The following is a 16,668-nucleotide window of genomic DNA, read 5'->3' as shown; positions in this document are numbered from 1 at the left end:
TCATTTGAGTTGGTCATTATCGTGACTTATTGACAAACTCAGGTAGCCTTTCTCGTTTGAGTTGGTTATTATCGATGGTAGTCGAGAACGAACTAACTTATAACGAATTAATTTGACCCTTTTCATTTGAAAATAGCATAGGATCAATGTTCTTTAACAAAGTGAAAAAAAGATTGGCTCATCTGGTTTAAAAGTGCTACAGTTATTGTAAAGGATTACAAATAAAACTATTGTTTGATGTGAAGGGAGACTTTTTTTGTGAAGGAACAACCGATTATTTCTGTTTCAGCTGCAGAGATGCAACAATTAAAAAACATGATTCCCGATGAAGAGCGTTTATTTATCGGCGATCAAATTCCAGAGGACTACCTTTATGATGAGTATGTCGAAGAAACGGGCGGCCTTTTTGCTGTGGCTTTGCCGAAAACGAAAGAAGAAATCGTTCAGTTGGTCAAATTTGCTAATCAAGCAGATTTATCGATCATTACGCGCGGTGCTGGCACAGGTTTATCAGGCGCTACTGCTCCAACAAATGGCGAACTGGTCATCGATGTTCATTTGATGAACCAAATCGTTGACTTTGATGAAAAAACGATGACATTGACGGTCGAACCAGGCGTATTACTAGGGGAAGTGCAAGAATTTATCGAGAAAAAAGGTTTCTTCTACCCGCCAGATCCAGGTTCGAAGCATTCATCGATCGGCGGTAACGTGGCGACGAATGCTGGCGGTATGCGTGCAGTCAAGTATGGTGTGACACGTGATTACGTACGAGAACTTGATGTGGTTTTAGCAAATGGCGAAGAAATGAAGTTAGGTTCGTTAAACATTAAGAGCAGCTCGGGTTACGATTTGAAAGATTTGTTCATCGGCTCGGAAGGAACATTAGGTATCACCACTTTGATCAAATTAAAAGTGATTCCTTTGCCAAAAACGTCTTTGTCTGCGATCGCTGCATTTGAAAATCTTAAAGACGCAACGGATGCTGTGCTGACGATTTTAAAGAATGGCGTCGACCCTACTGCTTTGGAATTCTTTGAAAAAGAAGCCATTGAAATGAGTGAAAAAGATAATCACCTAGCTTTTCCAAGCCAAAAAGGTCAAGCTTATCTATTGATCACATTAGACGGTGACAGCACTGCTTCCGTTGAACGGCGCATGAAACTGCTGGAAGAAAGCGCGCTGCAGCACCATTTGATCGAACTAGTGCCTTTGACGAACCCAGAAGATGATCACACCGCTTGGTTCTTGCGCGACAAATTGCTGACAGCTGTCGTCAACTACACGGAGCAAGTCACGATGGACGAAGTAGTACCGATCAATCATGTCTCAACACTCTACCAATACACGAAAGAGCTGCAGGCGGAAAGCGGTTTGGAAATGATCAGCTTCGGTCATGCTGGCGATGGAAACTTGCATACTTGCGTGACGCGCGGTGACATTCAAGATCAAGCGGAATGGGAAAACAAACGTGATGATGTTTTAACGAAACTCTATCACAAAATCGATGAATTAGGCGGCTTGCCTTCTGCTGAGCATGGCATCGGTCTGATCAAGAAACCTTATTTTGAGAAAATGACGGCTGATATCAACTTAGCAATCATGCGTAAGATCAAAGCCGTTATCGATCCTGATCATCGGTTGAATCCATCTAAAATCTTTTAATGTTAATAGAGAAAGGAGGAATACCATTGAAAACCTTTCAAGCTTTAGTTGTTGAAAAACAGCAAAATGAAGTCCACGCAGCGCTTAAGCAGCTGGCTTTAGATGATTTGTCAGCCGGTGATGTGCTGATCGAAGTGCATTATTCTTGTGTCAATTATAAAGATGCGCTCGCTACAAAAGCCGGTACAGGCGTTATTCGCCATTACCCAAGAGTGCTGGGGATCGATTTAAGCGGTGTCGTCCTCTCTTCTTCTTCAGGCCAATTCAAACCAGGCGATAAAGTGCTTGTCACAGGACATGATCTGGGCGTCACTCACGATGGCGGCTTCAGCCCATTTGCACGTGTGCCGAGTGAATGGATCGTGCCATTGCCGGAAGGATTGTCCTTAAAAGAAGCCATGGTCATCGGTACAGCTGGTTTTACTGCTGCACAATCGATCCATGCTTTGCAAAAATCCGGTTTGACTCCAGAGCAAGGGCCTGTTCTTGTGCGCGGAGCAACTGGTGGTGTCGGCAGCATGGCGATCGCCATTTTACATCAGTTGGGTTATACGGTTGAAGCCGTTAGCCGCAAAAAAGACTCTGCTAGCGCCTATTTAACAGCATTAGGGGCTGACACCGTCTCTACGCCTGAAGACATTCGGTTAGAAAAGTTCAAACCTTTAGCGGAACGCAAATGGGCTGCAGTCATTGATCCCGTTGGCGGAAAAGATTTGCCGCATGTATTTGCTCAAGTTGCCTATAATGGTGCCGTTGCATTAAGCGGAAACGCTGGCGGTATGTCGTTTGAATCCACTGTTCTGCCCTTTATCTTGCGCGGCATCAATCTGCTGGGGATCAATTCAGTCGAAGTGCCTGACGATCAGCGGCAAACAATTTGGGAACAATTATCTACAGACTGGAAACCCGCCCGTTTGACCGAAATGATCGACCACGAAGTCACCTTAGCTGAACTTCCAACGGCTTTTGAAAAAATTTTGAATGGTCAAATGCAAGGACGAACGCTCGTCAAAGTAAAAACAGGCAGTCATTAAAAAAACAGAGGGAACGCATCAAACGTTTCCTCTGTTTTGCTTTATTGTTTCCATGGAATACTGAAAGACAAATTTGATCCGCCATCCTGTTGAATGATACCCTCTACATATCTCAAAAGAGAACCTCTAGAACGCTGCTTGATTTCTTGGTACGCTGTCGTCTGTTTGAACGCCTCTCGTTCTTTTGATGAATACTCAGAAGATGTGCCGCTAAAGAAATCACGATTCAACTCGCCTACAAGTTGGCCCACCTCATCTGCATATGCTTCATCATACCACTGCTCATCCAACATCCTCATGATCCCCATATTTTCTCCGTCTTGTACGAATAAGCGTTCAGCATAATCATCATAATGAAGCAGCTTTTCATCCGTCTGTTGTGTCTCTTCAGCCCATTCTTCCATCTTTAACGTCTTTTTCTCATACTGCAACGCATCCGCTGTAAAGATCAATTCGCCAATCGCCGGCTGTTGGATTGAAAATGCTGCTGTTGTTGCATCATACAGTGTCGTTCCTGCTACCTGTTTACTGGTCACATTTTGAATGTGCGTATGACCGGTCAATGTCATCGTCAATCCTTTTTCGGCAAATAGCTCCTGTACCTCTGCTGCATTATCTAACAAGAATCCGTCTTGCATGTGAAGATTAAAACTCAATACATTATGATGCATGACAGGCAGCACAGCGATACCTTCTGCTTGTGCTTTTTCTAAAATCGGCTCCATCCAATCGATCGTTTCTTCTCGCAATTCCCCATTTGTCGTTGGAGCGCCAACACCTTCTTTTTCAGAGTAAAGATTGGTGTCTAACATTAAAAGAATCAAATTTTGATACGGTTGGACAGCATAACTGAGTGATTCTGAGTCGGTTGAAAAAGCTTCTGTATAACCCATATCAGCAAAAATCGTTTGAAAATCGCTTGGCAAAATTTGTGCGGTCTTTTCCTGTTTGTCGCCAGAGAATTTTCTAGCCCAGCCATCTGAAATATCATGATTGCCTGGAATCACATATACTTGCGTCCCTAATGCTTCGATCTGCTCAAAATAGCCAGCCAACTCTTCTGCACTTTGCTTTTCTCCATTCAAAGTCAGGTCACCGCTTACGAGCAAGATATCAGGCTTTTCCTGTTCCACTTGCCAAACGAGAGCTTCCATCCGTTCCGGCGCATGTTCCACTTCTTTTCCAGCTGAAGTTTGTTTGATATGCGCAAAACTTTCTCCATTTTCAAACAATGACTGCGATAAATAATGCAGATCTGTGATGACCCATATTTTATTTTCGCTTGAGATCGATGTAGAAGGTACAAGGGTCTGCTGCTCTGCTTGGGCAGGAGTCGATGGCTGTTTCATCTCATGGGCGAAAACCAATAAGCCTATCATAAAAAGCAGTCCCAGTCCGATCCAATATCGTTTTTTCATATTATTCCCCTTTTTCTTTCATGTCTATTGTTTGCTCATTATAATACAAATATGATCGATAAAATAGGAAAAATCAACAAAAATGCCTTTGATAGCTTTATGATGATAATTTTGTATAATGAAAAAAAGCGAGCATTTCTTTAGAATAGAAATACTCGCTCGTCTTATAAAAAAGCTGGAAAGGTGTGAGCTGCATTGCTAGAAGTAAAAAGCTTTGATCGAAAAACCAACTTTATCAAATGGCTGGCGATCGTGACGATGCTGATCGACCATATTGGCGCTTACTTAGTGCCGGAATCTGTATTGTTAAGACTGATCGGACGCATTTCTTTTCCTTGTTTTTTATACACAACTGTCCAAGGTACAAAGCGCACGAGCAATTTCCCCCGCTATATCATCCAGCTGCTGCTATTAGGCTTTGTTTCGATGCCCGTTACCGACCAAACCTTTAACATTTTATTCTCCTTGGCGTTATTTGCCCTGTCAATGAAAGACAAACGCCTGATTCTGCCATGCTTTTTCCTAAGCTATTTTGTAGAGTACAGCCTATATGGATTCATTCTTGGCTGGACCATCTACTTTATCAGCGAAGAAAACAAGTGGATTGGTTTAGCAGGTTTTTTATTGTTACAATTCAGCAGCTTTCCGTCGATCCAATTCTACGCGATTTTAGCACTGATTCCTATCATCACTGACTTCAACCCAAAATTGGTCCGTGTACCAAAACTATTCGGTTACGCCTTTTATCCGTTGCATCTTTGGATTCTTCGTTTGCTGCAATCTTTTCTCATTTAAGCTTCTGTGATCACTTCATGGATCAATGTCAAAGGCTCTGCAGCATCTGCAATCACCATGTTTTCCAAAATTTTTGCTTCTACATCTTTTACGTTTTCTTGGTTGCTATGGATCGTGACCAGTGTTTCACCTTTTTGAACGCGATCGCCTACTTTTTTGTGCAACATCAATCCCACTGCCAAATCAATTTCACTTTCTTTTGTTGCACGACCGGCACCTAGCATCATGGACGCTACGCCGATCTCATCTGCTACGATTTCAGCAACATAACCGTCTTTTGGCGCAGCTACACCGATTTGGTAACGTGCTTTCGGCATTAAGCTTTCATCTTCGGTCACATTTGGATCGCCGCCTTGAGCTGCTACAAATGTCCGGAATGTTTCCAGTGCTTTGCCATTTTCTAAGTTTTCTTTCAGCAAACCACGTGCTTCCTCTAAATCCTTGCCGATACCCGCTAGATGAGCCATTTGACTGCCTAGTGTCAAACACAGTTCAACTAAGTCTTCCGGTCCGTTGCCTTTCAACGTATCGATCGCTTCTTGGACTTCCAGCGCATTTCCGATCGCAAATCCCAAAGGTTGGCTCATATCAGAAATAACCGCCATCGTATTTCGACCGACATGGTTACCGATTTTGACCATGGCTTTTGCTAAGTTTTCAGCATCCGCTGTTGTTTTCATAAAAGCACCTGCACCTGTTTTGACATCTAAGACGATGGCATCGGCACCCGCAGCGATCTTTTTGCCCATGATGGAGCTGGCGATCAACGGGATCGATTCAACTGTGCTGGTCACGTCTCTCAAGGCGTACAATTTCTTGTCAGCCGGCGTCAAATTTCCAGACTGCCCTACCACCGCAACTTTATATTTGTTGACCAATTCGATGAACGCTTCTTGTGTCAACTCAACATGGAATCCAGGAATAGCTTCCAATTTGTCAATCGTTCCACCTGTATGTCCCAAACCGCGTCCGCTCATTTTAGCGATCGGCACACCTAAACTAGCCACTAACGGTGCCAACACAAGGGTCGTCGTATCTCCTACGCCACCCGTAGAGTGTTTATCCACTTTGACTCCTTCGATCGCTGACAAATCAATTTGATCTCCTGAACGAACCACACTCATCGTTAAATCACTGCGCTCTTGATCCGTCATATCTTCAAAATAAATCGCCATCAGCATGGCACTCATTTGATAATCTGGGATGGTACCTTCTGTATAGGCTTCGATCATAAATTGAATTTCTTCCGTTGATAAAGCTTTTCCTAACTGTTTTTTGTGGATTAAATCTACCATTCTCATTTTACATTGCCCCTTTAAGTAAGTTCATCCTTATTTTAACATAACCCACGTTAAAAACGCTTTCAAATTTTATTTCTCTCATGAGAAAATTAGAAAAATGGTATACATCCCGCGATTTCTCTACAATTAGCTGCCTTATGATCAAGAAAAGCCATTTTCCTAGGTCAACTTGGTCACAGAAGCCATCTCTGTGAACAAGTCAAATCTTTTCTCGGTTCAACTTGATCACAGAACCCTGGTCTGTGAACAAGTCAAATCTTTTCTCGGTTCAACTTGATCACAGAACCCTGGTCTATGAACAAGTGAAGACTTTTTCCGGCTCAACTTGATCACAGAAGCCTAGTCTATGAACAAGTGAAGACTTTTTTCGGTTCAACTTGGTCACAGAAGACAGGTCTATGAACAAGTCAAATCTTTTTCCGGCTCAACTTGGTCACAGAAGCTAGGTCTATGGACAAGTGAGGATTTTTCTTGACTCAACTTGTTCACAGGAGTCTAGTCTATGAACAAGTGAGGGCTCTTTCCGGCTCAACTTGATCACAGAATCTTGGTCTATGAACAAGTCAAAACATTTTCCGGCTCAACTTGATCACAGAACCTTGGACTATGAACAAGTCAAAACATTTTCCGGCTCAACTTGGTCACAGAAGCTAGGTCTATGAACAAGTGAAGACTTTTTCCGGCTCAACTTGGTCACAGAAGCCATCTCTATCAACAAGTCACCCCTTTTTTAAAACAAAATAAGGAAGGAAAACAAAAGTGCGCTTTTGTTTTCCCTCCTCTTTGATCTATTGTGCTTTATTTTTCCAGTGCTGCTGAACTGCACCTGCAGCTCCATCTAAAGGATCTGTCTCGGGCACTTTGACCTGCGAAGCTCGCTGCTTCAGGTCTTCGTAAGATTCAGTGTCCCCTTTTTGCATGTCGGGCTTTTGACCGTTTGGATAAGCACCTACAATTTGAAAGTCTGCTGTTGCTTCTAAGCGTTTATGCGCCACACCAGCCGGAAGTAGCAACACATCTCCTTTGGCAAAAGTATACGTCTCAGCGTCAGGTCCGCCTAATTGTACCTTTGCTTCGCCTGCAATACAAGCTAGGACTTCATGTGTGTTGGAATGGAAATGGTGATAAGGAAAAATACCGTTCACCCAGCCATTCGTATAGCCGTTCTTTTCAAAAAGCGCTAATACTTTTTGCCCTGCCTTTTTCTCATTTGTCCACTCTTCAACTGCTTTTGGCCAATATAATACAGGCAGTTCATTGTTAGGAAAAGGTCGATTTTCTTTGATGTGAAAAGTGTCTACCATATTTTTGCCCCACTTTCCTTCTTTCATCTTAAAACCTGTTCAGCTAATGCCTAGTCGAACTCTTCATATTCGTTTGGGTGTTGTCCTTCTACGCGGCCAGCTTCTCCTTTGTCCAAATTATCGATCTGTTGAAGGTCATCTGCAGCTAATTCAAAATCAAACACATCAAGGTTTGCTTTTTGGTGGTTCAAAGAAGAAGATTTAACGATCGGCATGACATTGTTTTGCAGGTTCCAACGAATAATGACTTGCGCCGGTTCTTTGTCATATTTTTCAGCAATCTTCTTGATCGTTTCATTTTCTAAAACGTCATTGATTTCGCGACCAAATGGACTCCAAGCTTCAGTTAAAATGCCTAGCTCGTTATTTGCTTTGACCACTTCTTTGTTATTAAAGTAAGGGTGGCGTTCACTTTGGTTGGTTGCTGGTGTCACTCCTGTTTTATCGATAATGCGTTCAAGATGTTCTGGCAAGAAATTTGAAACACCGATTGTTTTGATCAAGCCGAATTTTTGCGCATCGACGAGTGCTTGCCATGCTTCTTCATATTTGCCTTGTTTTGGAAGCGGCCAGTGGATCAAGTATTTGTCAAAATAGTCAATGCCGATTCGATACAGAGATTCTTGGATCATCATGATCGCTTTATCATATTCATGAGCAGCTCCTGGAAGTTTCGAGCTGATGATCAGCTCTTCACGCGGCACAGATGAACGTCGAATGGCTTCTCCTACCATGCCTTCATTGTTGTAGTTTGTAGAAGTATCGATCAGCCGGTATCCTGCATCGATGGCTGAAAGTACACTTGAGACCCCTTTTGCACCCTTAACATTTACTGTTCCCAATCCAATAGCCGGTAAAGTTGTTCCATCGTTCAATTCAAATGTTTCTATTTTTGTCATTCTGCTTGCATCCTTTCTGTTGATTTCTTCTATCTTCTAGTATAAAGGATTCAGAAAAGACACGCACATCATATGCATCACTCTTTTTGAAAGTCTCCTAGCAACTTTTATCGAACTGCATCCTATTCCGTTGTATGAAAAAAATTTCTGTTGACTTCATTTGCTTTTTTTAACAAAATAAAGATGAATAGGAATATTCTATCACTTAAAGAAGGTGACTCTCATGAATACGAATCATATCGATAAACAAAATCAACACTTAGACTTGAACGATAAAGATGTTCAAGAAGTTTTTGCACGTTATGAAGATTACGCCGAGGTACCCTACATCTCACCCGACCGTGACATTCAAACCTGGCTTAGTGCTGTCAACATTGGTTCAGCACATCTCGTACCAAAACGAAACATGATCCGGCTAGATGAAGACATTCTGCCTGGCTACTTGATATTATTATGGCGCATAAACTTCGGGACTTTTACAAACGAAAGTGGTTTTCCAAAGTATTTTGAATATGATTATGGTATCAATGCAGAACAGGCGCTTGAAGAAGTCCAACAAAAAGGTTATGCAATCGAGCTTTCTGCTACAGACTCACTGACTTATCTCAATGCTGCCCAACTGAAAGCCATCCTAAAACTTTCAGGCGTAAAAGGCTACTCTATATTAGATAAATCAGGCTTGATGGAAAAGACAAAAGAACAATTAACTGAAGAACAACTTGCTTCTCAGTTCACCATCAGAGGCTATCAGCTGACGGAAGCAGGAAAAGAACTATTGACCAAATATCCAGAAGTGATCGATCGCCATCCTAAAAAGAAATATTAACTAAATAAAAAGTGCTGCACCTCTAACACTAGATTCATCATCTAACGTTAAAAGTGCAGCATTTTTTATTGAAATCCATTATACTTTTTCAAGCTATCAACAGGAAATATCTTCCCCAGCTTGCCACTTTTCAATCGTTTGTTTGATAAACGACTCAAGTCCTGTTTCCTTCAAATCAATGGTTTTCCTAATTCGAATACAGCCTTTTCCATATTGAAAGCCTTCCAATAATTGCTCAGCATTTTCAATTTTTTGGATGCTGCCAACGTATAAGCTGACGTACAACTTTTATGCATTCAACCCAAATACTTGCGTTTCACCTTTTCCATAAGCCAACATTTTATACAAAATAGATTCTTCAAGTTCTGGACCATTTGCTTGGATCATCGCTCGTACTTGCAGTAATTTTTCCTTGCGCCAATCATTTTCAAGACATTCCATATATGCTTTAGGATTCGTTGCTTCATATTGCATCGTTTATATTCTCCAATTTGATCACTATTTTTTGATAAGGCCTACCTTCATTCTAACTGCTTAATTTGACTGAAAAAACTTTGTATCAAAGCTCGTAAGAAGGATCAGATTCAGTCAATGTGGCGACACTGCTGTCGATGCCCAAGTAAGTGTCAATCAATGTTTTAAGCTCTTGAATCGCTTGGTCAGCACGTCCAGCTTGTTCTTTATTGATCGATTCAATGACCAATACAGCGTCTGTTGTATCTTCCGTCAACATTGTTCTTTGCGCTTCCCGCCAGTTCAAGCATCTGCACACTGCGCCATCTTGGTCATAATACATGATTTCGCCCGGCAAAGCAGGTGCATCTTTTTCAGCCCCTAAAGGCAGAAACGGTTCTCCTCCTTCAGCTTTGCCCAAACGTAAATCGCCGCTGATGGTCTGGATATCTTCCCCGCCACATGGTACTGCGTGTTTTAGAGAAACACTATTATACATATCTACTAATGGATTGATTGGAGAAAATGTTCTATCTTGGTTTGCTCTTTTCAACATGGCTTCGATGGAAGAACGAGCGCCTTTTTTTGTCTTGAACTTGGTAAGTGCCTCACGCCATTCTGCAACAACTGGGTTTTGGCTAAAAGGTTCTTCAGTCACGAATGACCTAGCTTCTTTAGCTGCATTGTTCAATAAGTCAGCAAAGTCAGCGTCTTTCTCTTCAAGTCGATGATTATCGACTCCTTTTGCAACTAAAACATTGATTTGTGCCTCTGGAAATATTTCCCAAAATGTCGGTTCAACAATTATTTTTTTCATTATTCAACTCTCCATTCCATTAAGTTAATGTTTTAATCATGATAAAATCAGTTTGTTTTTCATCGCCCATGTAGAAAGCATGTGAACTCGCATGAACAAATCCCATTTTTTCATAAAAAGCAAGGGCATTCAAATTCTCTTCCCAGACACCTAACCACAGGACTTTTTTATTTTGCTCATACGCGATTTCCATTGCTTGATGAATCAAGCAGCGGCCTAAGCCATTCTTCTTAAACTCTCTTTTAATATAAATGCGCTCGACTTCTAGCGCATCTTCTGCGATTCTTTCCGTTTGTGCATCTTCAATATTGACTTTTAAGTAACCTGCCAATGCTTCATCTTGATACAGAAAAAAGAATGCACTATTAGGATGCAGCAATTCTCGCTCAAGCTGTTTAGCATCATAGGCTCTTTCCAGATAAGCCTTTAAGTTTTCAGGTTTATTTTGCTTTCCAAATGTCGCAACAAACGTATCTATACTGATACGTTGCAGTGTGGCTAAATCTTCTATGCCGCATTTTTTGACGACCATAGACATCACAGACATTCCCCCTTTGCATTCTGTTACTATTCCCTCTTGTTGCCTTTTTTCACGTACTCCCAATCTACTTCTACATTCTTCCTCACTCTTTGTAAAAGGTTGAAAATCTTTTCTGCTTCTTCTGGTGTGAAACCTTGTAAGGCAACTTGGTTTGAATGAACATTTTCCTTAATGATAAATGGAAAAACTTCTTTTCCTTTTTCTGTTGGAAAGAGTTTTTTTATTTTCTTATTGTCTTGATCTGCTCTTTTAACCACAAATCCATTCGTCTCAAGCTTTTTTATGGCTCTTGCTGCGGTAGTTCGATCTACTTTGATCATTTCAGCTAATTTTTCTTGGATGATACCCGGATTTTCGCAAATTCTTACCAAATACAAGTATTGTCCTCTTGTTAGATCAAACGCTTTGAATTCAATATTAGCGATAGAATCTAGCGACCGAGCTATCATGCCGATTTCACGTAAAATTTCTGTCATTTCTGACACCACCAACATTTTTATTTAAGAAATATTTCATCTTCTATCGTACAATAATTTTGTTGCATTTACAACAATTTTAAAGTGTTTTTCTAAGAAGAATTTACAAACATTTTTTTCTAGAAGCAAAAAAAGAACTTCTAAGATGTTGTCTTAGAAATTCTTTTTTTACACATCTATTAAAGCCACAGCGAAATTGAATCAGTCATACACTCTCTTCGTGAAGTATTTCAGTAATAATGGCGAGATGAGTGTACTCAATAGAATGATGATCACAAGTGGTGAGTAATACTCCATTTCAATCAAATTGGATTCTTGTCCGATTTGCAAAATGATCAGAGCCATTTCTCCGCGGGATATCATCCCTGCTCCAACCATTAATGCACTGCTGTTGTTGAAACCAGCGATTTTTGAACCTACATAACCGCCCAGCAATTTTGAAATGATTGCAACCAAGGTAAAGACGAGAATAAAGAAGACTTGACTTCTAAAGTTGCTGAAGTCTACTTCTAAACCAACGCTTGTAAAAAAGACAGGAATAAAAACGGAGTAGCCAAGCGCTTCCACGTTGACGAATACTTCTTCTTTTACTTTCGTTTGACTGACAGCGATTCCGGCAAAGAAGGCACCGATCACTGAGCTCAAGCCTACAACATCAGCCACGTAGGACATTCCCAAGCAAATGACGAGGGACATAATGATAATTGCTGAATTCGCAAAAAATTGCTCTGCGAGTCTCATCAAATAAGGTGCACCCCATTTGACCAACAGAAAAATCAGGGCAAAGTAAATAACTTGCTCTCCTAAGGTAACGGGCAACGAAGTCGTGTTTCCAGGGTCATTAGTGAAGAACGAAAGACTCAGACTAAGGACGAGGATAACTAAAATATCATCTACAACAGAAGCTCCAAGAATGGTCGAACCTTCTTTTGTATTGACCACGTTCAACTCTTTTAAAACTTCTACCGATATACTGACTGAAGTCGCTGCCAAAATAATACCAAAGAAAATCGATTCTTTCGTACTGATCTGGAAGCCTTCTCCTGTTATCCATCCAAGCAGCACCGGAAAAATAATGCCTAAGACCGCTGCCAAAATTCCAGGACGAAAATATTTTTTCAATAAAGAGAGATCGCTTTCAAGTCCAGCTAAAAACATGAGGACAATGACTCCAATTTCTGAAAAGTCCTTCACTAATATATCCGGATGGACCCAATTCAATCCTGCATTTCCTAAAATAATACCAACTACCAATTGCCCGATTACCGCAGGAACCCCTATTCTTCTTGAAAAATGAGAGCCAAGCGTCGTGGCAATTAAAATAAGACAAAGTGTACCAATAAATTCCATAAGTAAATCCTTTCAAAAATTATTTAAACTTATTCCATTATTTTTATATTTTATCATAAGTAAGAGAACGAAATAAATAATTATTTTAGTCTCTTTCTAGAAAGTTTTACCATAGCTAGCTCTCATGCACCTTTTTTAAGGCTTTAAAAAATTCTTTCAACAATGGAGCAGCCAGTTATTTCAATTCAAAAAAACTGCACAAAAAAGCACTAGAAAAGTGTTTTTCTCTTGTGCTTTCTCGCTCTTCTTTATTGCTCAGCTAATTTTTCTTGTTCTTCTTTTACTGTCTGTTCGACTTCTTTTCGTGACATTTTCTCGCGTCCTTTTTTCATTGCGTCCAAGCTTTTGTGTGCAAAGGCAAGCGGTAAGCGACAGAAAAGAATGGCACTTTTATCGGTAAGTTTATCAATATACGTGTCTGCTTTTGCCAAGTTCTCGTCAGCATAAAGAAAAAGCTGATCACGCGACCATCCGTCAGGCACAAAGCGCACGCCTCTTTCTTCAAAGTCTTCATCTTGGTTGCGCAAAATGTTGACAGCTTGAAGTCCGCGTCCAAAGCCGACAGCTAAGACTTCATCGCTTTTTTGCCCATAAGACCACTCCCATGCCTTCGAAAGAAAGACGCCTACGATGCCGGCTACATAATAGGTATATTCGTCCAAGTCTTCTTTCGTCTGGATCTGCCAGTTTCGTTTTGCCCATTTAGCCATACCATATGCCATTTTGCTTGCAGTATACATCATCACTGGTCGCATACCTTTTGGACAAGTTTCGATCCATTCGCATAAACGAAGTGAAACTTCAGGTAGTTGATCTTTAACTGGTTCAATGATGCGCAAATAATCTTCTTCGAAAAACATTCCTTCAAAGAGTTTGCTTAGTTGCATCAATAAATCATATTTTGTTTGGTTTGGAATGGTATTGTGGTCTTCTATTTCATCGATTGCTCTAAAAACCAAGTACGCCGATCCTACTGCTTGTTTTAAATCAGTTTTTAAAAACGTAATTGGGATATAAAACGTTCGACTGGTTTCTTTTAATACGCGCATCATATCCTTATAAGCGCTTCCTTTTTTTACCATGCTTATCCTCCCTATTTTTGGTTCTTCTTTTACGTGTACAAGAAGTTTATCTCATTTTACAGATCAGAACAAGGAGGATGCAGCAAAAATTTTATCGAATCTTGACGCGAAATAATCCTCCTGCCAATGCTTCTGTTTTCTTACCATCTTTGGCTGTAGTGATATACAAATAATCTTTGTTCACTCCTCCGACACAACAAGACGTTGGATTCTTCACCGGCATCTGCACTTCTTTCAATTTTTCACCTGCTTCAGGATTCCATTTACACACTTTCTGACCGCCATACTGCGCTACCCAAATCATCCCGTCAATATCAACACACATGCCATCAGGTGAACTGCCATCTTTGATCTCAACGATATACTTTTCAAATGTTGCTGCACCTGTTTCAAGGTCATAATGATATTGGCCTACTTTTTTTGTCGGCGTATCGATGAAATACATCTTTGTGCCATCTAAAGACCATCCCAGACCATTTGACAAAGTCGTTTCCGTTAGAACTGTTCGCACGGTTTCATTTTCTATAGCATATAAAGCTGCGCCATCCGCTACTTCTTCTGTGTAGCTCATTGTTCCCACCAACAAGCGACCGTTTGGATCTAATTTCCCATCGTTATACCGCATTCTTTTATCCGTATTGGGGTGAGCAACAAACATTTTTTCTTTTGTCTCGGGATGAATCCGATAAATTCCATCTAGCTCAGCCTCCAAGATCATACCATCCTCTTCTACCACTGCACATCCAACTGGGCCATCTGTCACATACGATGTTACTTCCCCGTTTTCGGGACGAATGGCATAAATGATCTGCTGCTCGATCGATACACAGTAAAGCAATTGTTTTGCTGCATCCCAATGAGGTCCTTCCAACAAACTAGCGCCCGTATAAAAAACTAATGCCGGTTGTAACACTTCTTTTGTCTGGTTTGACTGCTCACTCATTCTGATCACATTCCTTTTCTATTTTTCATTTGCCGTTTCTTTCTCTAACTCATATCTTATTCAATAGAAAGACTGCTTTGAATGTAGTATACCTGACTCTTTCCAAGAGAGCCAAAGAGACTGCTCTAGAAACGAAAACCCTTTGTTATCGATATTTTTTCAATAGGCAGGTTTAGATACCTCTAGTTTTACCAAAATATTTTGAGTATAGACTGACATCAAGACAACTTGGAATAAGAAAAGTGAAAAAAGGTCTGATTTCTTAAGAAATCAGACCTTTCAACGATTAATCGTGTAATCATTTTTATGTTGACTTGATCATTAAAAATCCGTTTAGTACAATGAGCGCGCCAATGATAGAAAATAGCGCAGCTACTCCCGTCCATTTGAGTAATACTCCTGCAAATGCGTATCCAATTGGAACCGCCAGTAGGGAAAGACTCGTTACAAAGCCAAAGACTCTTCCAAGCAATTGAGGCTCAATTTCAGTTTGAATGAAGTTTTTATACCCATTCTATTTCTTCAATCTGCCCGATAGACATCATGAAGCGTTAATCCTTTGTCATTTTTCCAGCTGTTCCAGCCATTATAACTAGCTTTCAAGATTACATCAACTGCGGTGGATGGACTGCTAAATAGGTAATCTTCAGTAAAAATGCCGTTTTGGTCAATGATCCCTTTTTCAATTAAATCTTCAAGCAGATGAGTCATTCTAAATCCTTTTGATTCTTCTTTAGGTGAGATTTTTGAACCTTTTATGACAACGAAACCTTCATTTGTGTAGATTCCTTTAGCATCACTTTCCCGATAAGTTGTATAAAACATTTGGTCTTGGTCTATTTCGGTTTTTTTATTTGAAATCAGTTCCGTAAAAATAGGATAACCTAAAGACGTAAGCAATAGATCTATTGTATCTAATAAATCTACTAAATCAGCTTCTCTTGACTCTGTAACAGGTGATTTAGTAGGGATATTTTGATTGATAAAATAGCGTTTAGCTTTCTTGGCTTTTCGATATGCAGTATGCTCTAAAAATTTTATGTCTGCTTTATTCAATTGCCATCTTTGATTACTTGAAATAAAAACGATAGCTACTTCCCAGAAATCTTTTTCTTTATTATGCTGCTTTAATCGTTCTTTGATAGTTTCACTTTCTCCAATATAAGCTTCCACCATTCTTTCATTGTCAGCTGTGTCTTTTGCAAATAAAAAATAAAGACCACTTGATTCTAACTCTGATCTTGTTTGTAAGACTGACTCAAGTTCTTTTCTAGGAATCAAGAGAGCTTCTATAATACTATTGGTTATTTCTGCTATTCTAAAACCTCGTGTATCTCCAGTGGGATAAAATAATTGAATTGTAATTGGACGCTTTGCCATATATTCTCTTCCTCGCTCCTTAATTTAGTTTGCAAATGTCGTGTTGCGAACTTTCCAATCTTCTAGTTTGATATTCAGCCAGAATCCGTAGATGCCTAAAGTGATGATTGTCAGCAAAAACCATTTGATCCAATGACCAAACAAACTAACCGCTGATCCATGAAATTCTAGGCATTTTCCTTCGATAACAGTGTGATTGATTTTCCAACCATAGACCATGCACAAAGCCCATGGATAATAAATGCCCAAAGTAAGAGTAGTAATCAAACTACCTAGAATCGTCCAACCAATCAAACTTAAAAGACCACCATCAAAATAGGACTGCCCACTATTTTTCGTTCTCACATGTATTCTCCTTGTAAGCTGTATTTTTCAAATTTCTTT

At 40.3% G+C, this 16,668-nt stretch carries 18 protein-coding genes; 4 read left to right on the top strand and 14 right to left on the bottom strand.

Translation table 11 applies throughout. The annotated features are described in order from the left end of the window. Positions 1–258 precede the first annotated feature (258 nt). Entirely contained in the window at positions 259–1,665 is a 1,407-nt protein-coding gene (locus BM057_RS02015) for an FAD-binding oxidoreductase (RefSeq protein ID WP_245741770.1), read from the top strand. 26 nt (positions 1,666–1,691) lie between these two features. Continuing rightward, positions 1,692–2,699 carry a YhdH/YhfP family quinone oxidoreductase gene (locus tag BM057_RS02010; RefSeq protein WP_092091147.1) on the top strand — a complete coding sequence of 336 codons (1,008 nt, stop codon included), beginning with the start codon at positions 1,692–1,694 and terminating at the stop codon, positions 2,697–2,699. A gap of 41 nt (positions 2,700–2,740) precedes the next feature. Here the strand turns inward: BM057_RS02010 and BM057_RS02005 are convergent, their stop codons facing one another. Next, positions 2,741–4,117: a metallophosphoesterase gene (locus BM057_RS02005; RefSeq protein ID WP_092091145.1), complete on the bottom strand. Its 1,377-nt coding sequence runs from the start codon at positions 4,115–4,117 to the stop codon at positions 2,741–2,743. Positions 4,118–4,312: 195 nt separating this feature from the next. Here BM057_RS02005 and BM057_RS02000 point away from each other — a divergent pair, with 195 nt between their 5' ends. Further along, complete coding sequence (locus tag BM057_RS02000) at positions 4,313–4,912, top strand: TraX family protein (protein ID WP_092091143.1); 600 nt, start codon at positions 4,313–4,315, stop codon at positions 4,910–4,912. On the opposite strand, the gene BM057_RS01995 is transcribed toward BM057_RS02000, so the two are convergent. From BM057_RS01995 to BM057_RS01985, 3 genes are all read right to left on the bottom strand, one after another. Further along, positions 4,909–6,213 carry a pyrimidine-nucleoside phosphorylase gene (locus tag BM057_RS01995; RefSeq protein ID WP_092091141.1) on the bottom strand — a complete coding sequence of 435 codons (1,305 nt, stop codon included), beginning with the start codon at positions 6,211–6,213 and terminating at the stop codon, positions 4,909–4,911. The two genes, BM057_RS02000 and BM057_RS01995, sit on opposite strands and share 4 nt — an antisense overlap. Positions 6,214–7,001: 788 nt before the next feature. Beyond that, entirely contained in the window at positions 7,002–7,544 is a 543-nt protein-coding gene (locus BM057_RS01990; protein ID WP_092091139.1) for a cupin domain-containing protein, read from the bottom strand. 23 nt (positions 7,545–7,567) lie between these two features. Continuing rightward, the gene (locus tag BM057_RS01985; protein ID WP_092091137.1) at positions 7,568–8,416 is read right to left on the bottom strand and encodes an aldo/keto reductase; all 849 of its coding nucleotides are present in this window, start codon (positions 8,414–8,416) and stop codon (positions 7,568–7,570) included. A 223-nt stretch (positions 8,417–8,639) separates the two neighbouring features. Here BM057_RS01985 and BM057_RS01980 point away from each other — a divergent pair, with 223 nt between their 5' ends. Beyond that, on the top strand, positions 8,640–9,242 hold the full coding sequence (locus BM057_RS01980; protein ID WP_092091135.1) for a hypothetical protein: 603 nt from the start codon (positions 8,640–8,642) through the stop codon (positions 9,240–9,242). 96 nt (positions 9,243–9,338) lie between these two features. Here the strand turns inward: BM057_RS01980 and BM057_RS11835 are convergent, their stop codons facing one another. The 10 genes from BM057_RS11835 to BM057_RS01930 form a co-directional block, all read right to left on the bottom strand. After that, on the bottom strand, positions 9,339–9,527 hold the full coding sequence (locus BM057_RS11835; protein ID WP_218147438.1) for a DUF1801 domain-containing protein: 189 nt from the start codon (positions 9,525–9,527) through the stop codon (positions 9,339–9,341). Positions 9,528–9,530: 3 nt separating this feature from the next. After that, entirely contained in the window at positions 9,531–9,716 is a 186-nt protein-coding gene (locus BM057_RS11830) for a DUF1801 domain-containing protein (protein ID WP_218147437.1), read from the bottom strand. An 85-nt stretch (positions 9,717–9,801) separates the two neighbouring features. Then, positions 9,802–10,512 carry a B3/B4 domain-containing protein gene (locus BM057_RS01970; protein ID WP_092091133.1) on the bottom strand — a complete coding sequence of 237 codons (711 nt, stop codon included), beginning with the start codon at positions 10,510–10,512 and terminating at the stop codon, positions 9,802–9,804. Positions 10,513–10,531: 19 nt separating this feature from the next. Next, entirely contained in the window at positions 10,532–11,050 is a 519-nt protein-coding gene (gene paiA, locus BM057_RS01965) for a spermidine/spermine N(1)-acetyltransferase (RefSeq protein WP_092091131.1), read from the bottom strand. A gap of 29 nt (positions 11,051–11,079) precedes the next feature. Beyond that, positions 11,080–11,529, bottom strand: coding sequence for a MarR family winged helix-turn-helix transcriptional regulator (locus tag BM057_RS01960; protein WP_092091129.1), 450 nt, complete (start codon positions 11,527–11,529; stop codon positions 11,080–11,082). Positions 11,530–11,730: 201 nt separating this feature from the next. Beyond that, positions 11,731–12,879, bottom strand: a complete 1,149-nt coding sequence (locus BM057_RS01955) for a cation:proton antiporter (protein WP_092091127.1) — start codon at positions 12,877–12,879, stop codon at positions 11,731–11,733. Between the two features lie 248 nt (positions 12,880–13,127). Beyond that, on the bottom strand, positions 13,128–13,961 hold the full coding sequence (locus tag BM057_RS01950; RefSeq protein ID WP_092091125.1) for a squalene/phytoene synthase family protein: 834 nt from the start codon (positions 13,959–13,961) through the stop codon (positions 13,128–13,130). Positions 13,962–14,052: 91 nt separating this feature from the next. Further along, positions 14,053–14,904, bottom strand: a complete 852-nt coding sequence (locus tag BM057_RS01945) for an SMP-30/gluconolactonase/LRE family protein (RefSeq protein ID WP_092091123.1) — start codon at positions 14,902–14,904, stop codon at positions 14,053–14,055. 522 nt (positions 14,905–15,426) lie between these two features. Beyond that, positions 15,427–16,284: a GIY-YIG nuclease family protein gene (locus tag BM057_RS01935; RefSeq protein WP_092091121.1), complete on the bottom strand. Its 858-nt coding sequence runs from the start codon at positions 16,282–16,284 to the stop codon at positions 15,427–15,429. Positions 16,285–16,308: 24 nt separating this feature from the next. Continuing rightward, complete coding sequence (locus tag BM057_RS01930; RefSeq protein WP_092091118.1) at positions 16,309–16,629, bottom strand: DUF898 family protein; 321 nt, start codon at positions 16,627–16,629, stop codon at positions 16,309–16,311. Positions 16,630–16,668 lie beyond the last annotated feature (39 nt).

Origin of the sequence: Pisciglobus halotolerans, assembly GCF_900113675.1 — a bacterium.
In the GTDB taxonomy this organism is placed as follows: Bacteria; Bacillota; Bacilli; order Lactobacillales; family Carnobacteriaceae; genus Pisciglobus; species Pisciglobus halotolerans.
This window is presented reverse-complemented; position numbering and strand designations above follow the sequence as displayed.